Raw genomic sequence first — 25,500 nt, forward strand, 5'->3', positions numbered from 1 at the left:
ACTTGTAGAACGTGTCTTTCGACGCCTATGAGTCGATCAAGAGTGCGATGCGCAGGTCCGTCAACTCGACCGACCCGCAGGCCGTGCTCGAAGCTTCGATCTTGAAGGCGACTTCGGTGATGCAGCCTCACTATGAGGTGATCAGTGCTGGCTTCACCGCCTGGCGTGCGAAGACTAAGGGCACGGGTGTTCGGGCCAAAGATGCGGTCTGGACCTCCGGTGACCTGACCGTCTCGCTCCGACACCTGATCGGCTTGCGCTTGCCGAAGGGCTCCGAGGTGGTCGTTCTGACCTACGTCAAGGAGTCGGCTCTCACGCAGGACATGGCCGACTTGGTGCTGCGCATCATGGAACACGCCATGCCCGAGGTCCTGCCTGGCGCAACACCGGTGATCGTTGATACCCGACGCGGCAAGCCCTTCAAGCTGCGTGCGAACGCCAACCGGGCGGATCTCGACGGCGTCCTGGCAGCCGAAGCCGCCAAGTACGTGACGCACTGGCTCGCTGCGTGACGCCTAGCTAGCAAAGGCGGGTTGGAGGCAGTCAGGAGGTTCGCCACCAACCCGCCTTGCTACACGTGCTGTAAGCGTGGGTTCACGACGGTCAATACGGGTCACTTCAAACCGGCTGTAGCTACAGGTCGCGGCCTGGACCAGGGCTGCAAGATCGGGTTCCCAAGCTGTGGAGGCAGGCTTCGGGCCAGTCTGCAACGTGCTCACCAGCAGCGAGCGCGACCGCAGGTAGGAGGGCCGGACGGGCAAGCGGCAAACGCCCGCACGATCGCACTTCGCCCAGGTGTCGGCTCCATCTTGGTCTCGGACGATTCGGCAGAACGGCGTATCCTCAGGCTGTGGCTGAGAGGTCCTGCCGGGCCGAGGTGTTGGACGCTGCGTGCCGACTCTCAGCAGCAAGTGCGGATGGGACGTTCACGCCGGACGATGTCGTTCGACTGCTTCGCCGCTCAGGCAGCCGATACGCGGAGAACACCATCCGGACTCACGTGGTGTCTCGGATGTGCGCTAACGCGCCTGCGCATCACGCAACGCGCTACGCCGACCTCGTGCGAGACGGGCGCGGTCGGTATCGCCTCAACGACCCCCGACCATAAGGGCTGTTCACGGGGCTGCTGTTGGGCAAAGTGCAGCACCGGTCCCAGTCGAGGCGAATCGCGGACGGTCAGACATCAACGGTCTGACGTCGCGAACACCAAGATCGACCGGCCTGACGGTAGCTCGAGACGAAGACGTCAGGGTCGCACCACGGAACCTGCACGGAACAGGATGCGGTGTTCCAGGCGGGTCATTTGGCGAACCGCAGGTCAGAGACCTGACGCGACGCTCCCGTCAGATCCTGCGCAAGGACCTGCGCGCCCGCGAGGTCTCCGCCTGAGCCGGTCGACGCGGACCCCCGGTGGCGATCACGCCGCCGGGGGTTTTCGGCGTCGGAGGCGGTGGTGATCACTCGATGGGGTTGATGCCGGCTACTCGGCGAGCCGGGCTCGTCACGCTCCACAACCATGTCGGGTGCAAATCGCAACCACACATCGGAGACACCGCATGCGCATCCTCGGAAGGCTGGCCGTCGCGGCCGGCGCCACCGCCGTCATCCTGCTGGCCGCCCCGGCCGCCAACGCCTCCGACGCCGCGACGGAGCGGACCGCGAAGGGCGCGATGGACAACGTGCCCAGTGGCGACCTCGTGGGCGCCCTGACCGGCGGCGTGCTGGGCCCGCTGGGCGGTGGTCTCGGCGGCCTGGCCGGTGGGGCGGGCGGTATCGGCGGCATGACCGGCGGGCTCGTGGACATCCAGGGCCTCGGCGGCTGATCGGCTTCGGGCCGGGCCAGGGAGGCCCGGCCCGCCGTGCTGCACCGATCAAGATCACACCTACCACCGGCGTGAGCCGGCCCGGTCCATCTGGCAGGCTGACGCCCATGGCTGTCGGAACCCTGGTGCTGCTCCGCCACGGCGAGAGCGTCTGGAACGCGGAGAACCTGTTCACCGGCTGGGTGGACGTCCCCCTCTCGGAGAAGGGTGTGAACGAGGCGAAGCGCGGCGGCGTGCTGCTGCGTGAAGCGGGCGTGCTGCCGGAGGTGGTGCACACGTCGCTGCTGCGGCGGGCCATCGGCACCGCCAACCTCGCCCTCGACGCGGCCGACCGGCACTGGATCCCGGTCCGCCGGGACTGGCGGCTCAACGAGCGCCACTACGGCGCGCTCCAGGGCAAGAACAAGAAGCAGACGCTGGAGGAGTTCGGCGAGGAGCAGTTCATGCTCTGGCGCCGTTCCTACGACACCCCGCCGCCGCCGATCGAGCCCGGCACCGAGTTCAGCCAGGACAGCGACCCCCGCTACGCCGACCTCGGCCCCGACCTGCCGCTCACCGAGTGCCTGCTGGACGTGGTCAAGCGGATGATCCCGTACTGGGAGTCCTCGATCGTGCCGGACCTGCGCACGGGCAAGACCGTGCTGGTCGCCGCGCACGGCAACTCGCTGCGCGCCCTGGTCAAGCACCTCGACGGCGTCTCGGACGAGGCCATCGCGGGCCTGAACATCCCCACCGGCATCCCGCTGCGCTACGACCTGGACGAGGAGCTGAAGCCGCTCAAGCCCGGCGGCGAGTACCTCGACCCGGACGCGGCGGCGGACGCCATCAAGGCCGTGGCCAACCAGGGCCGCTAGCCGAACCGCCACGAGACGGGGGGGCCGGGGGCCCCGCGGCCCCCCGCGCGCGCCCCCCCCCCCCCCCCCGCCCCGGCCCCCGGGCCCCCCCGCACCCCCCGGCGCGCGTGCCGCCGTCTCGTGCGTCCGGCCGCTCGTCCGACGCCTCCAGCGCCCCCGGCACGTCCTCCGCTCGTCACCTGGAGGAGAACCGGGCTTCCGCGGTTCTGCACCTGTTCGAACACGCCTGACTCAATTGGACACGATTGGGTGAACGGCGGTCGTCTGCCGGGAGAACATCGGTCCCGGACGGTGTCGCAGGAGTCACGAACCAGGCGTCAGCTCTAGGCCGTACCCCGCCTGACCTGCTTACGATGCGCTTGTGACCGCAACGGGTTACCTCGTCCTGTCGATCGGCGCTCTGCTGATCGGCGGCGTCGCGTTCCTCGCCGGACGGACCACGGCACGGGCCCGCGAGGCGCGTCCGCGCGGACTCACCGTCGCCGACCTGATGGCCAGGGTCGTCCACTCCTCGCCCGACGGCATCGCCGTGCTCAACGGCTTCGGTGACGTCGTGCTGCACAACGCCCGCGCCGAGGAGCTGGGCGTGGTGCGCAACAACCGCGTGGACGACCGGGCCAGACGCGCCGCCGAGATGGCCCGCCGCAACGGTGGCGTGATCTCGGTGGACCTGTCGTCGCTGGAGGTCATCAAGGGCCGCCAGCCGCAGGCCGTGCACGCCACCGTCAAGGTGCTCACCGAGGGCTTCGTGGTGGTCGACGCCTCCGACGAGTCCGAGTCGGTGCGGCTGGAGGCCACCAGGCGCGACTTCGTGGCCAACGTCAGCCACGAGCTCAAGACCCCGGTCGGCGCGCTCGCGCTGCTGGCCGAGGCCGTGCTGGACGCCGCGGACGACCAGGAGGAGGTCCGCCGGTTCAGCGCCAAGATCATGCAGGAGGCCACCCGGCTGGGCACCCTGGTCACCGAGCTGATCGCGCTGTCGCGGTTGCAGGGCGCGGAGAAGCTGCCGGAGCTCAGCCGGGTCGAGGTGGACGTGGTCATCGACGAGGCGATGGGCCGCTCCAGGCTGGCCGCCGAGTCCGCGGGCATCGAGATCGCCACCGACGCCCCGAGCGGCCTCGACGTCGAAGGCGACCGGACGTTGCTGGTCACGGCCCTGAGCAACCTCCTGGACAACGCGGTCGCGTACTCGCCGCCGGGCAGCCCGGTGTCGGTCAGCCGCAAGCTCGTCGACGGCTTCGTCGAGATCGCCGTCACCGACCGCGGCATCGGCATCGCCGAGGACCAGCAGACCCGCGTGTTCGAGCGCTTCTACCGGGTCGACAAGGCCCGGTCGCGCGCCACCGGCGGCACCGGGCTCGGGCTCGCCATCGTCAAGCACGTCGCCAACAACCACGGCGGCGAGGTGAGGCTGTGGAGCCTGCCGGGCACCGGCTCCACCTTCACGCTGCGCATCCCGGCTCATCCCGACCAGGACGAGCCCACCCAGGACCTGCCCACGCAGGAGCTGGCGAGCCCCGTGCCGAGCGGCGCGGGCAGCAACCACGGAGGAGAGCTGTGACCAGGGTGCTCATCGTGGAGGACGAGGAGTCCTTCGCCGATCCGCTCGCCTTCCTGCTGCGCAAGGAGGGCTTCACCGCGGCGCTCGCGGCCACCGGCCAGGAGGCGCTGGAGGAGTTCGACCGCAACGGCGCCGACATCGTGCTGCTCGACCTCATGCTCCCCGGCATGAGCGGCACGGACGTGTGCAAGCAGCTGCGCGCCCGCTCCGCCGTGCCGGTGATCATGGTCACGGCGCGGGACAGCGAGATCGACAAGGTCGTCGGCCTGGAACTGGGTGCGGACGACTACGTCACCAAGCCGTACTCGGCCCGCGAGCTGATCGCCCGGATCCGGGCCGTGCTGCGGCGCGGCGGCGAGTCCGAGGAGCTGCTGCCGCAGGTCCTGGAGGCGGGCCCGGTGCGGATGGACGTCGAGCGGCACGTGGTGACCGTGGACGGCGGCGAGGTGAGCCTGCCGCTCAAGGAGTTCGACCTCCTGGAGTACCTGCTGCGCAACGTCGGCCGGGTGTTGACCCGCGGCCAGCTGATCGACCGGGTGTGGGGCGCGGACTACGTCGGCGACACCAAGACCCTGGACGTGCACGTCAAGCGGCTGCGGTCGAAGATCGAGCCCGACCCGTCGGCGCCGCGGCACCTGGTCACCGTTCGCGGACTGGGATACAAGTTCGAATCCTGATCATCCCGACCAGGTACGGTGCACCGCGTGCGCCTAGGGGTGCTTGATGTCGGGTCGAACACCGTCCACCTCTTGGTGGTGGACGCTCATCGTGGTGCCCACCCGACGCCGATGAGTTCGGAGAAGTCCGTGCTGCGCCTCGCGGAGCAGCTGGACGGCGCCGGGTTGCTCGGGCGTGCGGGCGCCGACCAGCTGGTGCGCACCGTCGCCGCGTCCAAGGCGGCGGCGGAGCGGCTCGGCTGCGAGGACCTGCTGGCGTTCGCCACGTCCGCGGTGCGCGAGGCGGGCAACTCCGCCGAGGTGCTGGACCGCGTGCGCGCCGAGACCGGCGTCGACCTGCAGGTGCTGACCGGCGAGGACGAGGCGCGGTACACGTTCCTCGCGGTGCGCCGCTGGTACGGCTGGTCGGCGGGCAGGCTGCTGTGCCTGGACATCGGCGGCGGGTCGCTGGAGCTGGCGGTCGGCGTCGACGAGGAGCCGGAGGAGGCGTTCTCGGTGCCGCTGGGCGCGGGGAGGCTGACCCGGACCCGGTTCCGCAACGACCCGCCGACCAGGGCCGAGGTGCGCGAGACCAGCGAGTGGCTGGCCGAGCAGCTGGCGCCGGTGGCGAAGAAGCTGCTCCGCGTGGGTACCCCGGACCGGGTGGTCGCGACGTCGAAGACGTTCCGCACGCTGGCCCGGCTGACCGGCGCGGCGCCGTCGTCGGCCGGTCCGCGCGCGCGACGCGTGCTCACCGACGCGGGCCTGCGCCAGGTCATCGCGTTCATCTCCCGGATGTCCGCGGCCGACCTGGCCGAGCTCGAAGGGGTGAGCGCGAGCCGTGCCCACCAGCTGGTGGCGGGTGCGCTGGTGGCGGAGGCCACCATGCGAGCCCTGTCACTCGGCGAGCTGGAGATTTGTCCCTGGGCGCTGCGGGAAGGTGTCATCCTGCGTCGGCTGGACCACACTAATGGTTCGGACCTGGACACCGCGCCGGACCACACCCGCCCGACGGGTGACACTGGACGGACTGGCCGCCACGGGGCACGGTGGAGTTGATGAGTCGAGAGAGCGAGTCGGAGCAGACCCAGCGCACCGTCGCGGAGTTGCTCGCCCAGTACGGCGGCGGGGGCTCCGGCGAGGTGACGCCGCGTCGGCGACGGCGCCGTGCCGAAGAGGCCTCGGACACCGCTCCGCAGGCCATCATCGACCGGGTCAACTCCGACAGCGGCAGGCTGCGCGCCGTCCGCGACGAAGCCGCGTCGCCGGCCCCGCCCGCCCCGCCACCGCCTGCCGCGCCGCCACCGCCGTTGCCGCAGCGGCAGCGACCCGTCGAGGCCGAGCGCACGGCCTACCAGCCGCCGGTGCAGCCGGTGTCCCGTCCCGAGCCGCCCGCCTCCCGGCTGGAACCGCCGGTCTCGCGGCTGGAACCACCCGTGTCCCGGCTCGAGCCCCCGAAGCAGGCCGAATCCGGGCGCAGACGCGCGCCCGAGGTGGACCCCGCCGAGCAGACCCGGGTCGTGCCGCCGATCGTGGCCGACTACCAGGGCGAGCCGTCCCGGCCCAACCTGCCGAAACCGCCGGTCAAGCCCGAGCCGTCGCGCTCGAACGTGGTGCGGCCCGTGCCGCCGGGCGCGCCGCCCGTGGTGAAGCCGCCCGTTCGTGAACCGGCGACCGAGGTGATGCCGCGCATCACCGACAAGCTCACGCCCAACGTGCCGCTGGAGTCGTTGCCGACCGAGTCGGTGCTGATCGTGCCGCCCGCGCCGCCGCGGCTGCCCGACCCGCTGCCCGACCAGACCCCCGAGGACTGGTTCGGCGACGACGAGCCGGAAGAGGCCGTCGAGGGTGAGAGCACCGCCTTCCACCCGTACGTCGACCTCGACGAGGAAGACGAGGACGACGACTACCCGCGCCGCGACTTCCAGCGCCGCGACCTCGACGACGACGGGCCGGCCGGGCTGGCCGACATCGACGACGAGGACGAGGAGCGCCCCGCCGACCGCTCGGCGGGCAAGGAGTGGCTGCTCATGATCGGGCAGCTGGCCGCGGGCGTGATCGGTGGCGCGGCGCTGTGGCTCGGCTTCAACTTCCTGTGGCGCACGGCCGCGCCCGCCGCGCTGGTCGTGGCCCTGGCGGTGACCGTCGGCCTGGTGATGATGGTCCGCAAGATCCGCCGTGCCGACGACCTCCAGACGACGGTCCTGGCGGTGCTCGTCGGGTTGATCGTGACGGTGTCGCCGGCGGCGATGCTGCTGGTGAACTCTTGATCCCGGTCGGGCTGTCCACCGCGGCCGTGTGGCCGCAGCCGGCGGGCGCCGCGTTCGAGGCGGCGGCCGAGCTGGGGTACGACGGCGTCGAGGTCATGGTGTGGGCCGACCCCGTGAGCCAGGACGTGAAGGCGGTCGAGCGGCTCTCGAAGCGCTACCGGGTGCCGGTGCTGGCCGTGCACGCGCCGTGCCTGCTCATCAGCCAGCGCGTGTGGTCGCCGGATCCGGTCGAGCGGCTGCGGCGCAGCGTGCAGGCGGCCGGTGACCTGGGTGCGCGGACCGTGGTGCTGCACCCGCCGTTCGTGTGGCAGCGGCGGTACGCGGAGGGCTTCGCGGACCTGGTCGCGTCGCTGGAGGACGACAGCGGCGTCGCCATCGCGGTGGAGAACATGTTCCCGGTGCGGCGTCCCCTCGGGCGTGGGCGATCGGTGCAGGTCACGGCGTTCCGGCCGTCGATCGACCCGACCGACGTCGGCCACCGGAACTACACGCTGGACCTGTCGCACGCCTCGGCCGCGCACGTGGACACGATGGAGCTGGCCAAGCGCATGGGCGACGGGCTGACCCACGTGCACCTGGCCGACGGCGCCGGCCTGCCCAAGGACGAGCACCTGGTGCCCGGCCGCGGCACGCAGCCGTGCGGCGAGCTGCTGTCCCACCTGACCCGCACTGGCTTCACCGGGCAGGTCGTGCTGGAGGTCAACACCCGGCGCGCCCGCACCGCCACCGAGCGCACCGAACTGCTGACCGAATCCCTGCTGTTCGCCCGCCTGCACCTCTGACCCCGCGAGAGTCCTACGCCCACCTCGCGTGAGTCCTACGCTCGCGTCGCGCGTGTCCTACGTCCAGAACGCGCGTGTCCTACGTTCAGGACCCCCGAATTCAACGCTCAGGTCGACGGCCGGCGAACTCGCATCCGCTCCGGCGCCGGTCAGCGGCTAGGGTCTTGATCGTGAACCCGTTGCGCACGTTGATCCTCGCCGCCGCGGGCAACGACACGGTGCGCCGGGTCGTCGCGACCGCGCCCGTCAGCCGCGACGTGGTGCGCCGGTTCGTGGCGGGCGAGACCACCGCCGACGCGATCGACGCGGTCGGCCGGCTGATCGGCGACGGCCTGCGCGTCACCCTCGACCACCTCGGCGAGGACACCGCCGACCGCGCCACCGCCGAACGGACCGTGCGCGCCTACCTGGAGCTGCTCGACCAGCTGCACGACGTCGGCCTCGCCGCGGACGCCGAGGTGAGCGTGAAGCTGTCCGCCGTGGGCCTCGGCCTGAGCGAGACGTTCGCGCTGGACAACGCCTCCCGCATCTGCGCGGCGGCCGAGCAGGCGGGCACCACGGTCACGCTCGACATGGAGGACCACACCACCACCGACGCCACCCTGCGCGTGCTCGCCGAACTGCGCCGCCACTGGCCGTCGGTGGGCGCGGTGCTCCAGGCGTACCTGCGCCGCACCCTGGACGACGTGCGCGAACTCGCGGGCACGCGCGTCCGGCTGTGCAAGGGCGCGTACGCCGAACCGCCGTCGGTGGCCTACCTCGACCCCCACGAGGTCGACCTCAACTACGTGCGCTGCGCCAACGTCCTGCTGGCCGGCTCCGGCTACCCCATGTTCGCCACCCACGACCCGCGCCTGATCGAGATCGTCTCCGAACGCGCCCGCTGGTACGGCAAGGCGGTCGAGGACTTCGAGTTCCAGCTGCTCTACGGCGTCCGGCCGGGCGAGCAGCAGCACCTGGCGGCGGAGGGGCACGTCGTGCGCGTCTACGTGCCGTACGGGGGCCAGTGGTACGGGTACCTGATGCGCCGGCTGGCCGAGCGGCCGGCCAACGTCGCGTTCTTCCTGCGTTCGCTGGTCACCCGCTCGTGAGGAGCCCTGTGTCCTTCTCGGTAGCCAGTGCGGTCCGCCCCCTCGGCGACGGCACGTACACCGCGTCCCTGCCCGCCGAGTGGACCGTCGGTCCCAAGCCGCACGGCGGGTTCCTGCTGGCCCTGGTCGCGCGGGCGGCGGTGGACAGCGCGCGGACGGCCGTGCCGGGTGCGGAGGACCTCGCGCCGCTGACCGTGAGCACGCAGTTCCTGCGCGCGCCCGAGGTGGGGCCGGTGCTGGTGCGGACCGAGGTGCGCAAGGCGGGGCGGACGGCGACCGTGGTGACGTCGACGCTGGAGCAGCGCGGGCGCAGCTGCGTGGAGGCGGTGGTGACGGTCGGGCGGATGCCGACGGCCGCGCCGGACTACGCCGACCTGCCCGACCTGCCCGCCGAGCCGCCCGCGGACGCGATCGACCTGGCGTCCATGGGCTCCGGTGGCGTGTACAAGCTCGGCGCGGTGTGCGACGTGCGGCTGGACCAGGCGGGCGCCGGGTTCCTGACCGGGCGGGTCGGCGACCCGCTGGTGCTGCGGCTGTGGGTGCGTCCGCTGGGTGAGCGGCCGGACCCGTACTTCGCGCTGGTCGCCGGTGACATCTCGATGCCGGTGACGTTCAACCTCGGCCGGTTCGGGTGGTCGCCGACCGTGCAGCTGACGGCGTTGCTGCGGGCGAACCCGGCGCCGGGGTGGCTGCGCGTGCGGGTGTCGTGCAGCGCGGTGCACGGGCAGTGGTTCGACGAGGACGCGTTGGTGATCGACTCGGCCGGGCGGCTGGTGTGCCAGGCGCGGCAGTTGGCGCTGACGCCGGCGACCTGAGCGTTGAATTCGGGGGTCCTGAGCGTAGGACACGCGCGTTCTGAGCGTTGGACTCGCGCGACGCGAACGTAGGACTCACGCGTTCTGAGCGTACGACACTCGCGTTCTGGGCGTAGGACACGCGTGGGACCTGCGGGTATTCGGGTTGTGGTGGCGTGGCAGGCTTGGCGCATGACGACCATCGCCGTGTTGGGGGCTGGCAAGATCGGTGAAGCGCTGCTGTCGGGGCTGCTTCAAGGCGGGCGCAAGGCCGGCGACCTGCTGTTCACCGAGAAGCACCCGGAGCGGGCCGCCGCGCTGACCGAGCGGTACGGGGTGGAGGGCCTCGACGTGCCCGGCGCGGCGCAGCGGGCCGACGTCCTCGTGGTCGCGGTCAAGCCGCAGGACATCGAACCGCTGCTGGACGAGCTCGCACCCGTGCTCAAGCCCGGCACGCTCGTCGTGTCGCTGTGCGCGGGCCTGCCGACGTCCCTGTACGAGCGCAGGCTGCCCGACAGCACCCCCGTGGTCCGGGTCATGCCCAACACCCCGATGCTCGTCGGCGAGGCGATGAGCGCCATCTCGGCGGGCAAGTACGCCACCGACGAGCACCTGAACCTCGTCGAGGAGCTGCTGACGACGGTCGGCAAGGTCGCCCGCGTCCCGGAGAACCAGCAGGACGCCGTCACCGCGCTGTCCGGCTCCGGCCCCGCCTACTTCTTCTACCTGGTCGAGGCCATGATCGACGCGGGCATCCTGCTCGGCATCCCGCGCGACCTGGCCGGTCGGCTGATCATCCAGTCGGCGGTCGGCGCGGCCACCATGCTGAACGAGGGCGACCAGCACCCGGTCATCCTGCGCGAGGCCGTCACGTCGCCCGCGGGCACCACCATCATGGCCATCCGCGAGCTGGAGAGGCACGGCGTGCGCGCGGCCATGCTGGCGGCCATCGAGGCGGCCCGCGACCGTTCGGTGGAACTGGGACGCGACCACGAGGCGGACTGATACCGCCATTGGCCGTCGCACCAGTCCCACCCGTCCCGTTACCCTCAGGGGAGCACGTGCGTGTCGAACCGTCGGTGGGGAAGCCGACGGCACGACGCGTGTCGAAGGACGCGGTGATCCATGCCTGCGGAGGAGAAGTCACTCGGTCAAGTCAGATTCATGACGGTCGCCGAGGTCGCGCTGATGATGCGCGTGTCCAAGATGACGGTGTACCGCCTGGTCCACTCCGGTGAGCTGACGGCGGTGCGCGTGGGTAAGTCGTTCAGGGTGCCTGAGAAGGCGGTCAACGAGTACCTGCGGAACGCCTACTTCGACGCCGGGTGAGGGCGCGTCCGGGCAGGCGGGTAAACTCATAGGCCGTTCGTGCCTGGTGTCGGCGCGCCCACTTGACGGGTGTCTCCACCGGCGCGTGGAGACCACCAACGTCTAGTAGTGAAGGAACCCGCATGGGCTCGGTCATCAAGAAGCGCCGCAAGCGCATGTCGAAGAAGAAGCACCGCAAGTTGCTGCGCAAGACGCGGGTCCAGCGCAGGAAGCGCGGCAAGTAACCCCTGCGGGTTCTGGCACCGCCAATCCCCGGCCACAACGGCCGCGGGACTGGCGGTGTCTTCGTTCCGCGCCGCCCGGGCGTCCCGCCATCCGGGTGATTCACCGGTTGCGCGTCGGTGACCTGCGTCAAGACGACGTTCCGCGACCGATCACGCGGCCGGATCCCGGTTAGCATCGTCGAGTCGCACCACCCGCACAGGGAGTCGCATGGCGCCCAAGGTCGTTCTCGTCACCGGTTGCAGCCGGTACCTCGGCGGTCACCTCGCCGCGCGCTTCGCGGCGAACCCCGATGTCGAACGCGTGCTCGGGGTGGACACCGAACCGCCGTCACGTGACCTGCTGCGCCGCATGGGCCGTGCCGAGTTCGTGCGCGCCGACATCCGCAACCCCCTCATCGCGAAGGTCATCGCCACCGCGCACGTCGACACGGTCGTGCACGCGTCGGTGACGGCGAACCCGGCCGGCCCGAGCGGGCGGACCGTGATGAAGGAGATGAACGTCATCGGCACGATGCAGCTGCTGGCCGCGTGCCAGAAGTCGCCGCACGTGCGCAAGCTGGTGGTGAAGTCGACCAGCGCGGTGTACGGGTCCAGCTCGCGCGACCCGGCGGTGTTCACCGAGGACATGGGCCCGAAGGACCTGCCGTCCAGCGGGTACGCCAAGGACTCGGTCGAGGTCGAGGGCTACGTGCGCGGGTTCGCGCGCCGCCGGCCGGACGTGGACGTCACCTCGCTGAGGTTCAGCAACTTCATCGGCCCCCGCATCGACACGGTCCTGACCAGGTACTTCGCCCTGCCCGTCGTGCCGACGGTGATGGGTTACGACGCCAGGGTGCAGTTGCTGCACTCCGAGGACGCGCTGGCCGTGCTGGAACGGGCCACGCTGCACGACCTGCCCGGCGTCTACAACGTGGGCGGTGACGGCGTGCTGATGCTGTCGCAGGCCATCCGCCGGGCCGGGCGGGTCAACCTGCCCGTGCCGAGCGCGGCCGTGCCGACGATGGGCCGGTTGTTCCGCAGCGCCAGGTTGGTGGACTTCTCGCCGGACCAGATGAGGTTCCTGAACTGGGGCCGGGTGATGGACACGACGCTGCTGAAGCGGGAGTTCGGGTTCACGCCGAGGTGGACCACCCAGCAGGCGTTCGACGACTACGTGAGCGGGCGCGCGTTGCGTCCGCTCATCGACCCGGAACTGGTGGCCTCGGTCGAGCGCGGCGTGCTCGACCTGGCCGCGAGGTTCCGCTAGCGATCACGCCGGCCGAGTCGGCGACCGGACGACCGCCGGCCGAGTCGGCGACCAGACAGAGGAGGTGGACACGTGGCAGAGGCGCGGGTGATCCCGCTGCACGGTGCGGACCGGGAGACGGCCCGACGACGACGCGCCGCGGACCAGGCTCCCGGACCGGTTCCCGTGCCCGAACCGCTCGCGTCGGACCCGTCGCCGGAGCCGACGACGGAGCCGGAGTCGGAGTCGGAGTCGACGTCGGCCGAGGGGCCGACGGGCTGGGAGCAGCGCCTGGCCGAGCTGCTGGCGTTCGCCCGCAGGCGCATCCAGGGCGACTACGAGGTCGACGAGTTCGGCTTCGACCCCGACCTGACCGACAACGTCCTGATGCCGCCGCTCAGGCCGCTGTACGAGAAGTGGTTCCGGGTGGAGACGATCGGGATGCACAACGTCCCGGGCGAGGGTGGCGCGCTGATCGTCGCCAACCACTCCGGCACCTTGCCGCTGGACGCCACGATGACCGCGTACGCGGTGCGCGCCGACCACCCCAAGCGCCGCCACCTGCGGATGCTCGGCGCCGACCTGGTGTTCAAGACGCCGTTGCTCGGCGCGCTGGCCCGCAAGTCGGGTCAGACGCTGGCGTGCAACCCGGACGCGGAACGCCTGCTCAGGTCCGGCGAGCTGGTCGGCGTGTGGCCGGAGGGCTTCAAGGGCATCGGCAAGCCGTTCAAGGACCGGTACAAGCTCCAGCGGTTCGGCCGGGGCGGGTTCGTGTCGGCGGCGTTGAACACCGGCGTGCCGATCATCCCGTGCTCGATCGTCGGCGCGGAGGAGATCTACCCGAAGATCGGCGACATCAAGGCGTTGGCCAGGCTGTTCGGCTTCCCCTACTTCCCGGTGACGCCGTTCTTCCCGTTCCTCGGCCCACTGGGCGCGATCCCCTTGCCGTCGAAGTGGTACATCGAGTTCGGCGAGCCGATCCGGACCGATGTCTACGGCGAGCACGCGGCGGACGACCCGATGCTCGTGTTCAACCTGACCGACCAGGTTCGCGAGACCATCCAGCAGACCCTGTACCGGCTGCTCACGCAGCGCCGCAACGTCTTCCTGGGGTGAGAGGGCTCTCTCGACTCACACCCTTGAGGGCTGGGAAAGCCCTCAGGGCTTGAAAAGCATGTCCTCGCCGGACGGGCAGATCAGCAGGATGACCTGGGGTTGGGTGGTTCTGTGCCGGGTCCGTCGTTGGTCCGGGTTTCGTGTCATCCCACCGACCTCCACAAGGGCTACCACACGTATCAAGGGGGGCGCCCACAGTCGAAGCCGCGGGTATCGGTGAACTACGCCCCCCTTGACACGCGCGGTAGGGCTGCGCCAGGTCGGCGGGATGACACGAAGCCCTACTTCTGGGGAAGGGCATGCCAGTGGACGGTCCGGGGGTCGCCGGCGGGCCCGGGGTCGGGTGGAGCTGGGGCGTCTGCGGCTGCGATGCCCTCCCCTCCCCAAAGGGATGACACGAAACCCGGACCAACAACAGACCCGGAACATCCAGCGGTACTTGGGGCCATCCTGCTGATCTGCCGCCCAACTGACCGACGTCAGCGGTCTCGGCGGCGGTACGCCAGGGTGGCGGCCACCGCGCCGGCCAGCGCGCCCGCCCCGAGGACGGACGGCACGCCGATCTTGGCCGCCTTCCGACCGGTGCGGAAGTCGCGGATCTCCCAGCCGCGCTTGCGCGCCGTCTCGCGCAGGCCGGAGTCCGGGTTCACGGCCACCGCCGTGCCGACGACCGACAGCATCGGCACGTCGTTGACCGAGTCCGAGTACGCCGTGCACCGGCGCAGGTCGAGGCCTTCCTTCGCGGCCAGCGCGCGCACCGCGTGCGCCTTCGCGCGGCCGTGCAGCAGGTCACCGACCAACCGGCCGGTGTAGATGCCGTCCGTGTTCTCCGACACCGTGCCCAGCGCACCGGTCAGGCCGAGTCGCCGCGCGATGATCTGCGCCAGCTCCACGGGCGTCGCCGTCACCAGCCACACCCGCTGGCCCGCGTCCAGGTGCATCTGCGCCAACGCCTGCGTGCCCGCCCAGATCCGGTCGGCCATGAGCTCGTCGTAGATCTCCTCGCCGAGCGAGATCAGCTCCGCCACGGACCGGCCGGCCACGAACGACAGCGCCTGCTCGCGGGACGCCGCCACGCTCTGCGGGTCCTCCCGGCCACCGACGCGGAACTTGAGCTGCTGCCACGCGAACCCGGCCAGGTCCGAGTTCTTGAAGTACTTGCGGGCCGCGAGCCCGCGGGCGAAGTGGAAGATCGACGCGCCCATCATCATGGTGTTGTCGACGTCGAAGAAGGCGGCGGCGGTGAGGTCGGTGGGCGCGCTCCCGGACGGCCCGATCGTCGTCGCGGCCTCGGCCGAGGCCTCGCCGGCCAGCGCGGCACGCCGCTCCCGTTCCGCCGAGCCCTCCACCACACGCCTTTTCACCACGTCAGCGCCTCCCGCGGTCCGATGGGGACAGGGTAGCGATCAGCCGCTGAGGCCGGGCAGCGGCAGCGACGGGAGGGTCAACGTGGGCAGCGGCAGCAGCGGTCCGGGGGTCGTGGTGATCGGCGCGGACGGCGTCACCGGGGCCGTGGTGCCCGGCACGCCGCCCGGTGTGCTCGTGCCGCCCGGCGCGTTGCCGGACGTGGTGGGCGCGACCTCGGTGGTGGACGGCGGCACGGACGGCTGGTGGTCCGGCGAGGTGCCGGGGTCGACGGGCCGCGCCGCGCACTCGTCCTCGGCGGGCACCGGTCCGACCTGGTCGACCTGCCCCGACGTCACGGACACGCAGTCGAACCGGGCGTGCAGCGCGGACGCGCGTTCGGCGATCCGGCCGAGCAGGTCCAGCGACGTGCCGGCGCGGTCGGCGGCCTCGGCGGGCAGCGACGGGCGCAGCTCGGTCAGCCGGACGGCCTGCGAGCCTGCCCAGTCGCGCAGCCCTTCGAGGGCGCGCTGGTCCGAGTTCGAGCCGAGCGCGGCCAGCACGCGGGAACCGGCCGCGGCGTCGGCGTCGAAGTCGGTCAGCGCGGTCAGGTAGCCGCCGAGCGGCCCGCCGCCGGACTCGCGGTACCGGTCGACCATGGTCTCGATCTCGGCGACGCGCGCGGCGGCGAACTCCAGGCGCTTGTAGCCCTTCGACTCCTCGCCGAAGGTGAGGCCGAGCGTTGCGGACTCGGCGGTGCGCTTGACGCCGTACAGCGCGTCGCCCGGCAACGCGTCCCGGCTGAGCAGCAGGCTCATCCCGGTCAGCGAGAACAGCAGGCACAGCGCGGCGACGAGGGCGACTGCTAATCGGCCGCGGGCTCCGGTGCGGCGTTCCCGGACGGGCCGGTCGAGCTTGATGGGCGGCGGCTCGGCCGCGCCGAGCACCCGTGCCCGCATCCGCGCCTTGGCGGCCTCGTCCGGGCCCGACGTGACTGCGGCTTTCCGCAGGAGCGCCACCACGGCGAGCTCGTCGGCGAGCTCGTCGTCCTCGGTCGGCGCGGACCCGGGATGCGCGTCGACCGCGCGGGCGAACTGCTCGCGCTGCCTGTGCCGCCGCAGCGGCGTGATCCCTTTGCCTGCCATCCCGCCTGGCCAACCATCCCGCACGTCTCGAGCGATCCTGCCCCGGACAACGAACCGGGAGGTCCCGGGGTTACGCGAACGCCGTGTGGTGCGACGGTGATCTCACCGCAGCCAGGTGGGCAGCAGTTGGGCCAACCGGCGCACCGCTCGGTGCTGCAGGGCCTTGATGGCGCCCTCGTTGCGACCCATCCTCGCGGCCGTCTCCGCCACGGACAAGCCCTGGATGAAGCGGAGGGTGATGCATTCACGCTGATCGTCACCCAGTTGGGCTACGCAGCGGAGCAGCTCGGCGTTGGTCGCGTCGGTCAGGACTTCCTGTTCGGGACCGTCCGTGACCTCGCGGTTGTCCGCCAGTTCGGCCGTCGTGATCTCCAGCCGGTAGCGGCTGGACTTCACGTGGTCGAAGACGATGTTCCGCGCGATCGTGACGAACCAGGCGCCGACGTCGCGGCCCTGGTAGCTGATGGACCCGATGCTGCGCAGCGCGCGGAGGAACGTCTCGCTGGTCACGTCCTCGGCCAGGGTGCGGTCGCCGACCCGGAAGAGCACGTACCGGTAGACGACGTCGACGTACCGGTCGTACAGCGCGCCGAACGCGTCCGTGTCGCCGCCCTGAGCGGCGCGGACCAGGTTCCACGGCTCGTCGGCCGCGTTGCTCTCCACGCTGTCGATCGTGCTGGACTGCCCTCCCGCGCTCCACCTCGACCGGAGCGTCCGGATGGTTCGGACGGAGTTCTCGCGTGCCCGTGCGGTCATCGGCTCGCGGCACCTCCACAGGGTCGCCGTGCCGGCAGCATACGTGTTGTTACTCCGTAGTAGGTAGCGGCAAGTGGTCTCGAATCTGCGACGCGGATGGAGGCAATGCGTGACGCCTCCCGCCCGTGACAGACTGCGCTGAGGTCCGCCGTGGTTCACCAGGAGGTCACGTTGACCGCTTCCGCAAGCAACATCGCCGACCTGGTTCGCGCCTCCGCGCACCGTGGACCCAAGCATGCCGCGCTGGTGGATGTCACGACTGCGAACAGCTACACCTGGGCCGAGTTCGACGCCGCCGTCGACGGCGAGGCGCACCGGCTCGTCCGGGCGGGCCTGGAACCCGGCGACCGGGTCGTCGTGCGGCTGCCCACCGGTCCCGCCTTCTGCGTCGCCGTGTTCGGCGTGCTCCGCGCGGGCGGCGTGCTGGTGCCCGCCGGGCCCGGCCAGCCGACGCGCGAGCTGCAGCGCCTGGTCGCCGACAGCGGCGCGAAGCTGCTCATCGGCGACCGCGGGGACGCGGACGTCGAGGTGCTGCCGGCCCCGGCGATGGAGCCCGGCGAGGAGTTCGCCGCGATCGGCTCGGGCGAGGACCTGGCCGTGCTCGGCTACACCTCCGGCACGTCCGGCTCGCCGCGCGGCGCGATGCTGTCGCACCGGGCGCTGCTGGCCAACGTCGCGCAGTGCGCCTCCCTGCGCCCCGCGCCGGTGACGGCGGGCGACCGGGTGCTGCTGGCGCTGCCGCTGTTCCACGTCTACGGCCTCGGCCCCGGCTTGTTCCAGGTGGCGGGCGCGGGCGCGACGGCCGTGCTGCTGGAGCGGTTCGACCCGGACCAGGCGCTGACCGCGATCCGCGAGCACCGGGTGACCACGCTGGTCGGCGTGCCGCCGATGTACGCGGCGATCCTGGCCAACCCCGTCGAACGGCTCCGCGAAGACCTGGCCACCGTCCGCCTCTTCACCTCCGGCGCGGCGCCCCTCGCGGCCGGCCTGCTCGACGCCATGCGCGACGCCGTCGGCCTGCCCGTCTACGAGGGCTACGGCCTGACCGAGACCGGTCCCGTGCTGACCACCACCCTGGCCGGCGGCGTGCCGAAGGCGGGTTCGGTCGGCCGCGCGCTGCCCGGCGTGCTGATCCGGCTGGTCGACACCGACGGCCGACCGCTGGACCAGGACGAGGACGAGCCGGGCACCGGCCTGGTCGCGGCCAAGGGCGACAACCTGTTCAGCGGCTACTGGCCGGACGGCGCGCACGGGCCCGACGCCGAGGGCTGGTTCCGCACCGGCGACGTCGGCTACCTCGACGCCGACGGCGACCTGCACCTGGTCGACCGCGCGGGCGACCTGATCATCGTCAACGGCTTCAACGTCTACCCGCACGAGGTCGAGCAGGTGCTGTCCGAGCTGGCCGGCGTGGCCGAGGCGGCGGCGGTCGGCGTGCCGGACGAGCGGACCGGCGAGTCGGTGAAGGTGGTCGTGGTGCCCGCCGACGGCGCGGAGCTCACCGAAGATGCGGTGAAGGACCACTGCGCCGGCCGGCTGGCGAAGTTCAAGGTGCCGACCGTGGTCGAGTTCGCCGCCGCCCTGCCGCACTCGCCGACCGGCAAGCTCGCGCGGGCCCGGCTGCGCCTTCCCCTAGCCTGAACGCCGTGAGCCACCACGTCACCTTGATGAGCCGGGTCGACTGCCACGCCTGTGACCAGGCCAGAGCCGACCTGGAGCGGATCTGCGGCGAGCTGGGCGTGCCGTGGGACGTGCAGGACGTCGACACCGACCGCGAGCTGCGCGCCGAGTACGGCGACCGGGTGCCGGTGATCCTGGTCGACGGCGAGGAGCACGGGTACTGGTCGGTCGAGGAGGACCGCCTCCGCGCGGCCCTGCGCTGAGGATTACCGGCCGCTTACGAAATCCGCCGGCCGGCGTCCCGAGGGTGTCGAATCGAGCACATGAACCGCTCGACCGCCGCCCTCGTCGGACTCCTCGGCGTGGCCGCCGCGCTCGCGGCCGGCCACCTCGTCGCGGGCGTGGTCGGACCGTCGGCCTCGCCGTTCCTCGCGGTCGGCAACACCGCGATCGACCTCGCGCCCAGCGCGCTGAAGGACTTCGCGGTGCGCACGTTCGGCACCTACGACAAGCTCGTGCTGCTGCTCGGCATGGCGGTCGTGCTGGCCGCCGCCGCCGTCGCCGCGGGCCTGCTGTCCCGCCGCACGCCGCTGCCGGGCACGGTCCTCGCCGTCGTCCTCGGCCTCCTGGGCGTCGCCGCCGCGCTCTACCGCCCCGACCTGGGCCAACTCGGCGTCCTCTCGCCCGTCGCGGCCCTGGGCACGGGCGTCGCGGTCTTCCGGTGGCTGCACGCCAAGGCGCTCGCCCCCGCCGAACCCGCCGGCGGCAGGCGCGCGTTCCTCGTCGCCTCGGGCGCGACGGCGGCGGGCGCCGGCCTCGCCGCCCTGGTCGGCCGGTTCGCCGGCGGCCGGGTGGACGTCGAGGCGTCACGACGGGCCGTCGGCGCGCTCGAGCCCGCCTCGCCCGCGCCGCCCGTCCCGCCGGGCGCGGACTTCGCCGCCGAGGGCACCCCCACCTTCATCACGCCGAACGCCGACTTCTACCGGATCGACACCGCGCTGAGCGTGCCGCGCGTGCGCGCCGAGGACTGGGTGCTGCGGGTGCACGGCCTGGTCGACCGCGAGCTCGTCCTCCGCTACGACGACCTGCGCCGCCGTGACCTGGTCGAACGCACGGTCACCATGGTCTGCGTGTCCAACGAGGTCGGTGGGCCCTACATCTCCACCGCGAACTTCGTCGGCGTGCCGCTGCGCGACGTGCTGCTGGAGGCGGGCGTCCGCCGAGGCGCCGACCAGCTGTTCTCCACCAGCGCCGACGGCTGGACGGCGGGCTCGCCGGTCGACGTGGTGATGGAGCCAGATCGCGGCGCGCTGATCGTCCTCGGCATGAACGGCGAGCCGCTGCCGCTGGAGCACGGTTTCCCGGCCCGCCTCGTCGTGCCCGGCCTCTACGGCTACGTCTCGGCCACGAAGTGGGTCGTCGACCTGGAGCTGACCACGTTCGAGGCGAGGCGCGGCTACTGGCTGGACCGCGCGTGGGCGCAGAAGGCCCCGGTCAAGGTGATGTCCCGGATCGACCGCCCGGAGGTCCGGTCCACGGTCTCCGGCCGGGTCGTCGCCACCGGCGTGGCCTGGGCCCAGCCGACCGGCGTCGAGCGGGTCGAGGTCCGGGTCGACAGCGGCCCGTGGCGGACCGCGACCCTGGCCGACGAGGTGAACGGCTCGACGTGGCGGATGTGGCGCGTCGAGCTCGACCTGCCGCCGGGCGGCCACACGATCGAGTCACGCGCCACCGACCGGGCCGGCTCCACCCAGCCGCAGGCCCGCCTCGCCCCGATCCCGGACGGCGCGACCGGCTGGCACTCCGTCTTCTTCACCGTCGCCTAGATCACCCGAACGGGTGCGAGCCCGCGAGCCCGTTCGGCGAGGTGACACGCCGGTCGGGCGAAGTTCACCCCAAGGTGAGCCGCGTCTCGTCGTATCCACGCCGAAGGCGCGGCCCCTGTCCACCGGGGGCCGTTGCCGTGGTCGGGCACCCGGCCGTCGACTTTGTGCAAGCGTTCACAAGCGGTACGGTGGGTGCATCACTCCGCTGGTGGCGATGCCCGGCGGGTCAGTGCGACGGATGTCGAGGAGTTCCAGCGTGGCGGCTCAGCGGGGCGAGGGTGACGGTGTCGTGACCCGCCCAGGGGAGACCGGTGCCGAAGCGCCCGCCGACGTCCGGGAGCGGGCACGCGCGATCCCCGAGGCGGCGGTGGCGCGGCTCGCCGTCTACCTCCGCGTCCTCTCGGGCATGGTCGAGCAGGGCGTGACGACCATCTCCAGCGAGGAGCTCGCGGGCGCGGCCGGGGTCAACTCGGCCAAGCTCCGCAAGGACCTGTCCTACATCGGCTCGTACGGCACGCGCGGCGTCGGCTACGACGTCGAGGTGCTCGTCAGCCACATCGAGCGGATCCTCGGCCTCACCCGCAAGCACTCGGTCGCGGTCGTCGGCATCGGTAATCTTGGTCACGCGCTGGCGAACTACGGCGGTTTCCCCAGCCGGGGCTTCCCGGTCGCCGCGCTGTTCGACATCGACCCGGACCTGACGGGAGTGCCGGTAGGCGGCATTCCGGTCGACCACATCGACGACATCACGTCCGTCTGCGCGGAGCGCGAGGTCTCGATCGGGGTCATCGCGACACCCCCACAGGCAGCTCAGGCCGTCTGCGACCGTTTGGTATCCGCCGGAGTCCAGTGCATCCTGAACTTCGCACCCGTCGTGCTCCAAGTGCCGGACTACGTCGAAGTGCGCAAGGTCGACCTGGCGGTCGAGATGCAGATCCTGTCGTTCCACGTCGCGCGACGGGCTGACGAGGCCGCCGGTGACGTGGTCAACGGCATCGGTGTGGACGGGGTGGTGATTCGCCCGTGATCGTGCGGGTAGTGCGCCGGTCGGTGGTGCGCTCATGAGCGTTCTCGTCGTCGGTCTGTCCCACCGGACCACGCCGGTCCCCGTGCTGGAGCGCGTCGCGGTCGCCGACGCCGACCGCGGCAAGGTCCTGGACCAGCTGCTGAAGGCGCCGAGCGTGTCCGAGGCCGTGCTGCTGTCGACCTGCAACCGGGTCGAGGTGTACGCGGTCGTGGAGACGTTCCACGGTGGCATGAACGAGGTCGTCGAGGTGCTCGCCCGGCAAGCCGGCGCCGAGCCCGCCGACCTGTTCGAGCACCTGTACGTGCACTACTCCGCCGCCGCGGTCGAGCACCTGTTCTCGGTGGCCGGCGGCCTCGACTCCATGGTCGTCGGCGAGGCCCAGATCCTGGGCCAGCTGCGCAACTCCTACAACGCCGCCGACGAGCAGGGCGTGGTCGGCCGCACGCTGCACGAGCTGGTCCAGCACGCGCTGCGGGTCGGCAAGCGCGTGCACACCGAGACCGACATCGACCACGCGGGCGCGTCCGTCGTCTCCGAGGCCCTCGCCGACGCCGCGACCGCCCTCGGTGGCCTCGAAGGGCGCAAGGCCCTGATCGTCGGCGCGGGCTCCATGGGCGGCCTTGCCGCCGCCCACCTGCGCCGGGCCGGCATCGGCGAGGTCGTGATCGCCAACCGGACGCCCGCCAACGGCGAACGCCTGGCCACGGCCCTGCGCGCGGACGGCGTCAGCGCGACCTCGACCGGGCTGGCCGGCCTCGCCGACGAGGTCGCCAAGGCCGACGTGCTGTTCGCGTGCACCGGCTCCGTCGGCACGGTCGTCGGCGCGGAGCACATCGGCGACCGCGCGCCGGACCGGCCGCTGGTCGTCTGCGACCTCGGCCTGCCCAAGGACGTCGACCCGGCCGCGACGCTGCTCGACCACGTCCGCGTGGTCGACCTGGAGACCCTTCAGCGCAGGCTGTCCGACGCCCCGACCGGGCAGGGCACGCTGCGCGCGGCGGAGATCGTGGCCGAGGAGGTCCGCGCCTACCTGGCGGGGCAGCGCTCGGCCGGGGTCACGCCCACCGTGACGGCGCTGCGCAAGCGCGCCGCCGAGGTGGTGGACGCCGAACTGCTGCGCCTGGACTCGCGGCTGCCCGAGCTGCCCGCCCCGGTCCGCGACGAGCTGGCCAAGACCGTGCGCCGGGTGGTGGACAAGCTCCTGCACACCCCCACCGTGCGGGTGAAGGAGCTGGCCGCGGCGCCCGGTGGGGCCGGGTACGCCGAGGCGCTGCGCGAGCTGTTCGGGCTCGACCCGCAGGCGCCGTCCGCCGTCAGCACCCCCCATTCGACGCAACCCAAAGGTGAGAAGCGGTGAACCGCACCCTGAGGATCGGCACCCGCGGCAGCGCCCTCGCGCTCGCGCAGACCGGCCACGTGGCCGACGCGCTGCGCGAGGCGGGCGCGAACGTGGAGATCGTCACGATCTCCACGCCCGGTGACCGCTCGTCCGCACCCATCGCCGAGATCGGCATCGGGGTGTTCACCTCGGCGCTGCGCGACGCGCTCGCCAACGGCGAGATCGACGTCGCCGTGCACTCCTACAAGGACCTGCCCACCGCGCCCGACCCGCGCCTGTCGCTGGCCGCCGTCCCGCTGCGGGAGGACCCGCGCGACGCGCTGGTCGCCCGCGACGGCCTGACCCTCGGCGAACTGCCGACCGGCGCGAAGGTGGGCACCGGCTCGCCCCGCCGCGCCGCGCAGCTCAACGCGCTCGGACTGGGCATCGAGGTGGTCGCGCTCCGCGGCAACGTCGACACCCGCATCCGCAAGGTGGCGGACGGCGAGCTGGACGCCGTCGTGCTCGCCCGCGCCGGCATCGCCCGCCTCGGCCGCACCGCCGAGATCACCGAGACCTTGGAGCCCATCCAGATGCTCCCCGCGCCCGCGCAGGGCGCCCTCGCAGTGGAGTGCCGGGTCGACGACGTCGACGCCGAACACCTCCTCCAGTCCACTTTGGACGATTCGGCCAGCAGGGCCGCTGTCGCCGCCGAGCGCGCCCTCCTGGCCGCGCTCGAGGCAGGCTGCAGCGCGCCGGTCGGCGCACTGGCCGATGTGGTGGAAGACCTCGCCGAAGACGCAGCCGACGGGTCGACGAGAGTCGTTCTCCGCCTGTCCCTGCGCGGGGTCATGGCGACGGAGGATGGCGACCTCCTCCGTGCGTCCGCCACCGGTGACTTGACCGCAGCAGAGGAACTCGGCCGCGCGCTGGCCGCCGAGTTGCTCGACCTCTCCGGCCACGCCACCGCGTCGCCGGCGGGGCGTAGTTGATGGGGAGTGCCCTGATGACCCGCGCACGCAAGACCCCCGGCCGAGTCGCGTTCGTCGGCTCAGGTCCGGGCGACACCGGGCTGCTCACGGTCCGGGCCCGCGACCTGCTCCACAAGGCGGAGCTCGTGGTCACGGACCCGGACGTCCCGGCCGAGGTGGTGGCGCTGGTACCCGACGGCGTCGAGGTGCGACCCGCCGTGGGCGATCCCGCCGACGTCGCGAAGGACCTGGTCGCCGAGGCGAAGAACGGCCACGCCGTGGTCCGCCTGGTAGCCGGCGACCCGCTGACCCTGGACTCCGTGGTGAAGGAGGCCCAGGCCGTCTCCAAGACCACGATCGCCTTCGACGTGGTGCCCGGCGTCCCGGCCGGCACCGCGGTGCCGGCCTACGCCGGCGTCGCACTGGGCGCCGTCCACACCGAGGCCGACGTCCGGGGCGTGGCCGACTGGTCCGGCCTGGCCGCCGCACCGGGAACGCTCGTCCTGCACGCCACCGGCGGCCACCTGGCCGAGGCCGCGTCGTCTCTCGTCGAGAACGGCCTGGCCCCGCAGACCCCGGTCGCGGTGACCTGCGACGGCACCGGCTTCGGCCAGCGCACCGTGGACACCACGCTCGCCTCCCTGGCCGCCGACGCCGGCGACCTGGGCGGCCCGCTGGTCGTCACCGTCGGCGCGGCCGTGGCCGGTCGACCGAAGCTGTCCTGGTGGGAGTCCCGCGCGCTCTACGGCTGGCGGGTCCTCGTCCCGCGCACCAAGGAACAGGCGGGCGCGATGAGCGACCGGCTGCACTCCCACGGCGCGATCCCGGTCGAGGTCCCGACCATCTCCGTCGAGCCACCGCGCAGCCCCGCCCAGATGGAGCGCTCGGTGAAGGGCCTGGTCGACGGCCGCTACCAGTGGGTCGTCTTCACGTCGACCAACGCCGTCCGCGCCGTCTGGGAGAAGTTCCGCGAGTTCGGCCTGGACGCCCGCGCGTTCTCCGGCGTGAAGATCGCCTGCGTCGGCGAGAGCACGGCCGCCAAGGTCCGCAGCTTCGGCATCATCCCGGAACTGGTCCCGTCCGGCGAGCAGTCCTCGGAAGGCCTGCTGGCCGACTTCCCGCCGTACGACGACATACTGGACCCGGTGGACCGCGTCCTGCTCCCGCGAGCGGACATCGCCACCGAAACCCTGGCGGCCGGCCTGCGCGAACGCGGCTGGGAGATCGACGACGTCACGGCCTACCGCACGGTCCGCGCCGCCCCGCCGCCCGCGGACACCCGCGAGATGATCAAGTCGGGCGGTTTCGACGCGGTCTGCTTCACCTCGTCCTCCACGGTCCGCAACCTGGTCGGCATCGCGGGCAAGCCACACGCCCGCACCCTGGTCGCGTGCATCGGCCCGCAGACCGCCGAAACGGCCCGCGAGTTCGGCCTCCGCGTCGACGTCCAACCGGAAGACGCCAACGTCCCGGCGCTCGTCGACGCCCTCGCGCAACATGCGGCGAGGTTGAGGGCCGAAGGCGCTTTGCCGCCGCCCCGCAAGACCAAGCGCCTGCGCAGGTCATGACCCAACCGGGCCTCAACGGACCCGGAACCGACCCACCGAGGCCCGATTTGACATGGGTTCGGGTGCCTTAGGCTGGTCGGAGCCGGCAGGCCCGGCGGGATGCTCTTCCCCGCCGGGCCTGCCGGCTACGGCCTGCCTGGGGTGCCCGTAAGGGCCCCGTGTCACATCGAGCCGGGCTGAACCACTGAGCTCGACCACGG

General features: G+C 72.1%; 26 protein-coding genes. 23 read left to right on the forward strand and 3 right to left on the reverse strand.

Annotated elements, in window-relative coordinates:
* The first annotated feature begins 11 nt into the window (after positions 1 to 11).
* The 16 genes from LNK82_RS08345 (at position 12) to LNK82_RS08415 (ending at position 13,725) form a co-directional block, all read left to right on the forward strand.
* A complete protein-coding gene (locus LNK82_RS08345; protein ID WP_230566362.1) occupies positions 12 to 512 on the forward strand; it encodes a hypothetical protein in 501 nt (166 codons plus the stop codon).
* Between the two features lie 365 nt (positions 513 to 877).
* Positions 878 to 1,108, forward strand: coding sequence for a DUF7669 domain-containing protein (locus LNK82_RS48585; protein ID WP_443706254.1), 231 nt, complete (start codon positions 878 to 880; stop codon positions 1,106 to 1,108).
* Positions 1,109 to 1,556: 448 nt separating this feature from the next.
* Entirely contained in the window at positions 1,557 to 1,823 is a 267-nt protein-coding gene (locus LNK82_RS08350; RefSeq protein ID WP_230566363.1) for a hypothetical protein, read from the forward strand.
* 107 nt (positions 1,824 to 1,930) lie between these two features.
* A complete protein-coding gene (locus LNK82_RS08355; protein WP_230566364.1) occupies positions 1,931 to 2,677 on the forward strand; it encodes a phosphoglyceromutase in 747 nt (248 codons plus the stop codon).
* A gap of 361 nt (positions 2,678 to 3,038) precedes the next feature.
* Positions 3,039 to 4,238: a sensor histidine kinase gene (locus LNK82_RS08360; RefSeq protein ID WP_230566365.1), complete on the forward strand. Its 1,200-nt coding sequence runs from the start codon at positions 3,039 to 3,041 to the stop codon at positions 4,236 to 4,238.
* Positions 4,235 to 4,915 (forward strand): response regulator, encoded by a 681-nt coding sequence (locus LNK82_RS08365; protein WP_230566366.1) that lies wholly within the window; start codon positions 4,235 to 4,237, stop codon positions 4,913 to 4,915. The genes LNK82_RS08360 and LNK82_RS08365 overlap by 4 nt, the downstream gene beginning before the upstream one ends.
* Before the next feature lie 27 nt (positions 4,916 to 4,942).
* Positions 4,943 to 5,953 (forward strand): Ppx/GppA phosphatase family protein, encoded by a 1,011-nt coding sequence (locus tag LNK82_RS08370; RefSeq protein ID WP_230566367.1) that lies wholly within the window; start codon positions 4,943 to 4,945, stop codon positions 5,951 to 5,953.
* Positions 5,953 to 7,164 carry an Rv0497 family membrane protein gene (locus tag LNK82_RS08375; RefSeq protein WP_230566368.1) on the forward strand — a complete coding sequence of 404 codons (1,212 nt, stop codon included), beginning with the start codon at positions 5,953 to 5,955 and terminating at the stop codon, positions 7,162 to 7,164. Before LNK82_RS08370 ends, LNK82_RS08375 begins: the two co-directional genes overlap by 1 nt.
* Positions 7,161 to 7,946, forward strand: a complete 786-nt coding sequence (locus tag LNK82_RS08380; protein ID WP_230566369.1) for a sugar phosphate isomerase/epimerase family protein — start codon at positions 7,161 to 7,163, stop codon at positions 7,944 to 7,946. The genes LNK82_RS08375 and LNK82_RS08380 overlap by 4 nt, the downstream gene beginning before the upstream one ends.
* A 170-nt stretch (positions 7,947 to 8,116) precedes the next feature.
* Positions 8,117 to 9,037, forward strand: a complete 921-nt coding sequence (locus LNK82_RS08385) for a proline dehydrogenase family protein (protein WP_230566370.1) — start codon at positions 8,117 to 8,119, stop codon at positions 9,035 to 9,037.
* An 8-nt stretch (positions 9,038 to 9,045) separates the two neighbouring features.
* Positions 9,046 to 9,852 (forward strand): thioesterase family protein, encoded by an 807-nt coding sequence (locus LNK82_RS08390; protein WP_230566371.1) that lies wholly within the window; start codon positions 9,046 to 9,048, stop codon positions 9,850 to 9,852.
* Between the two features lie 171 nt (positions 9,853 to 10,023).
* Positions 10,024 to 10,836, forward strand: coding sequence for a pyrroline-5-carboxylate reductase (proC, locus tag LNK82_RS08395; protein ID WP_230566372.1), 813 nt, complete (start codon positions 10,024 to 10,026; stop codon positions 10,834 to 10,836).
* Between the two features lie 120 nt (positions 10,837 to 10,956).
* A complete protein-coding gene (locus tag LNK82_RS08400; RefSeq protein ID WP_123745150.1) occupies positions 10,957 to 11,160 on the forward strand; it encodes a helix-turn-helix domain-containing protein in 204 nt (67 codons plus the stop codon).
* Positions 11,161 to 11,282: 122 nt separating this feature from the next.
* The gene (locus tag LNK82_RS08405; RefSeq protein WP_015105422.1) at positions 11,283 to 11,384 is read left to right on the forward strand and encodes a 30S ribosomal protein bS22; all 102 of its coding nucleotides are present in this window, start codon (positions 11,283 to 11,285) and stop codon (positions 11,382 to 11,384) included.
* Between the two features lie 208 nt (positions 11,385 to 11,592).
* Entirely contained in the window at positions 11,593 to 12,630 is a 1,038-nt protein-coding gene (locus LNK82_RS08410) for an NAD-dependent epimerase/dehydratase family protein (protein ID WP_230566373.1), read from the forward strand.
* 72 nt (positions 12,631 to 12,702) lie between these two features.
* A complete protein-coding gene (locus LNK82_RS08415; RefSeq protein ID WP_230566374.1) occupies positions 12,703 to 13,725 on the forward strand; it encodes a lysophospholipid acyltransferase family protein in 1,023 nt (340 codons plus the stop codon).
* A 479-nt stretch (positions 13,726 to 14,204) separates the two neighbouring features.
* On the opposite strand, the gene LNK82_RS08420 is transcribed toward LNK82_RS08415, so the two are convergent.
* The 3 genes from LNK82_RS08420 to LNK82_RS08430 form a co-directional block, all read right to left on the reverse strand.
* Complete coding sequence (locus LNK82_RS08420; protein WP_230566375.1) at positions 14,205 to 15,092, reverse strand: HAD family hydrolase; 888 nt, start codon at positions 15,090 to 15,092, stop codon at positions 14,205 to 14,207.
* Positions 15,093 to 15,131: 39 nt separating this feature from the next.
* Positions 15,132 to 16,214, reverse strand: coding sequence for a DUF5667 domain-containing protein (locus tag LNK82_RS08425; RefSeq protein WP_230566376.1), 1,083 nt, complete (start codon positions 16,212 to 16,214; stop codon positions 15,132 to 15,134).
* Positions 16,215 to 16,316: 102 nt separating this feature from the next.
* Positions 16,317 to 16,970 carry a sigma-70 family RNA polymerase sigma factor gene (locus LNK82_RS08430; RefSeq protein WP_230566377.1) on the reverse strand — a complete coding sequence of 218 codons (654 nt, stop codon included), beginning with the start codon at positions 16,968 to 16,970 and terminating at the stop codon, positions 16,317 to 16,319.
* A gap of 171 nt (positions 16,971 to 17,141) precedes the next feature.
* Here LNK82_RS08430 and LNK82_RS08435 point away from each other — a divergent pair, with 171 nt between their 5' ends.
* From LNK82_RS08435 to LNK82_RS08465, 7 genes are all read left to right on the forward strand, one after another.
* Entirely contained in the window at positions 17,142 to 18,611 is a 1,470-nt protein-coding gene (locus LNK82_RS08435; protein WP_230566378.1) for an AMP-binding protein, read from the forward strand.
* Positions 18,612 to 18,616: 5 nt separating this feature from the next.
* Positions 18,617 to 18,853, forward strand: a complete 237-nt coding sequence (locus LNK82_RS08440) for a glutaredoxin family protein (protein WP_230566379.1) — start codon at positions 18,617 to 18,619, stop codon at positions 18,851 to 18,853.
* Positions 18,854 to 18,913: 60 nt separating this feature from the next.
* The gene (locus LNK82_RS08445) at positions 18,914 to 20,416 is read left to right on the forward strand and encodes a molybdopterin-dependent oxidoreductase (protein WP_230566380.1); all 1,503 of its coding nucleotides are present in this window, start codon (positions 18,914 to 18,916) and stop codon (positions 20,414 to 20,416) included.
* A gap of 256 nt (positions 20,417 to 20,672) precedes the next feature.
* Entirely contained in the window at positions 20,673 to 21,443 is a 771-nt protein-coding gene (locus LNK82_RS08450) for a redox-sensing transcriptional repressor Rex (protein WP_230566381.1), read from the forward strand.
* A 34-nt stretch (positions 21,444 to 21,477) separates the two neighbouring features.
* Positions 21,478 to 22,800: a glutamyl-tRNA reductase gene (locus LNK82_RS08455; protein ID WP_230566382.1), complete on the forward strand. Its 1,323-nt coding sequence runs from the start codon at positions 21,478 to 21,480 to the stop codon at positions 22,798 to 22,800.
* Positions 22,797 to 23,753 (forward strand): hydroxymethylbilane synthase, encoded by a 957-nt coding sequence (hemC, locus tag LNK82_RS08460; protein ID WP_230566383.1) that lies wholly within the window; start codon positions 22,797 to 22,799, stop codon positions 23,751 to 23,753. The genes LNK82_RS08455 and hemC overlap by 4 nt, the downstream gene beginning before the upstream one ends.
* 14 nt (positions 23,754 to 23,767) lie before the next feature.
* Entirely contained in the window at positions 23,768 to 25,300 is a 1,533-nt protein-coding gene (locus LNK82_RS08465; RefSeq protein ID WP_230566384.1) for a bifunctional uroporphyrinogen-III C-methyltransferase/uroporphyrinogen-III synthase, read from the forward strand.
* Positions 25,301 to 25,500: the final 200 nt, after the last annotated feature.

Origin of the sequence: Saccharothrix luteola, from assembly GCF_020859565.1 — a bacterium.
GTDB classification, from domain to species: domain Bacteria; phylum Actinomycetota; class Actinomycetes; order Mycobacteriales; family Pseudonocardiaceae; genus Actinosynnema; species Actinosynnema luteola.

Coding starts and splice junctions, on each gene's coding strand:
- LNK82_RS08405 (WP_015105422.1), top strand. CDS start 11,283: ATGGGCTCGGTCATCAAGAAGCGCCGCAAGCGCATGTCGAAGAAGAAG.
- LNK82_RS08425 (WP_230566376.1), bottom strand. CDS start 16,214: ATGGCAGGCAAAGGGATCACGCCGCTGCGGCGGCACAGGCAGCGCGAG.
- LNK82_RS08355 (WP_230566364.1), top strand. CDS start 1,931: ATGGCTGTCGGAACCCTGGTGCTGCTCCGCCACGGCGAGAGCGTCTGG.
- LNK82_RS08410 (WP_230566373.1), top strand. CDS start 11,593: ATGGCGCCCAAGGTCGTTCTCGTCACCGGTTGCAGCCGGTACCTCGGC.
- LNK82_RS08375 (WP_230566368.1), top strand. CDS start 5,953: ATGAGTCGAGAGAGCGAGTCGGAGCAGACCCAGCGCACCGTCGCGGAG.
- LNK82_RS08400 (WP_123745150.1), top strand. CDS start 10,957: ATGCCTGCGGAGGAGAAGTCACTCGGTCAAGTCAGATTCATGACGGTC.
- LNK82_RS08445 (WP_230566380.1), top strand. CDS start 18,914: ATGAACCGCTCGACCGCCGCCCTCGTCGGACTCCTCGGCGTGGCCGCC.
- LNK82_RS08350 (WP_230566363.1), top strand. CDS start 1,557: ATGCGCATCCTCGGAAGGCTGGCCGTCGCGGCCGGCGCCACCGCCGTC.
- LNK82_RS08465 (WP_230566384.1), top strand. CDS start 23,768: ATGACCCGCGCACGCAAGACCCCCGGCCGAGTCGCGTTCGTCGGCTCA.
- LNK82_RS08430 (WP_230566377.1), bottom strand. CDS start 16,970: ATGACCGCACGGGCACGCGAGAACTCCGTCCGAACCATCCGGACGCTC.
- proC (WP_230566372.1), top strand. CDS start 10,024: ATGACGACCATCGCCGTGTTGGGGGCTGGCAAGATCGGTGAAGCGCTG.
- LNK82_RS08455 (WP_230566382.1), top strand. CDS start 21,478: ATGAGCGTTCTCGTCGTCGGTCTGTCCCACCGGACCACGCCGGTCCCC.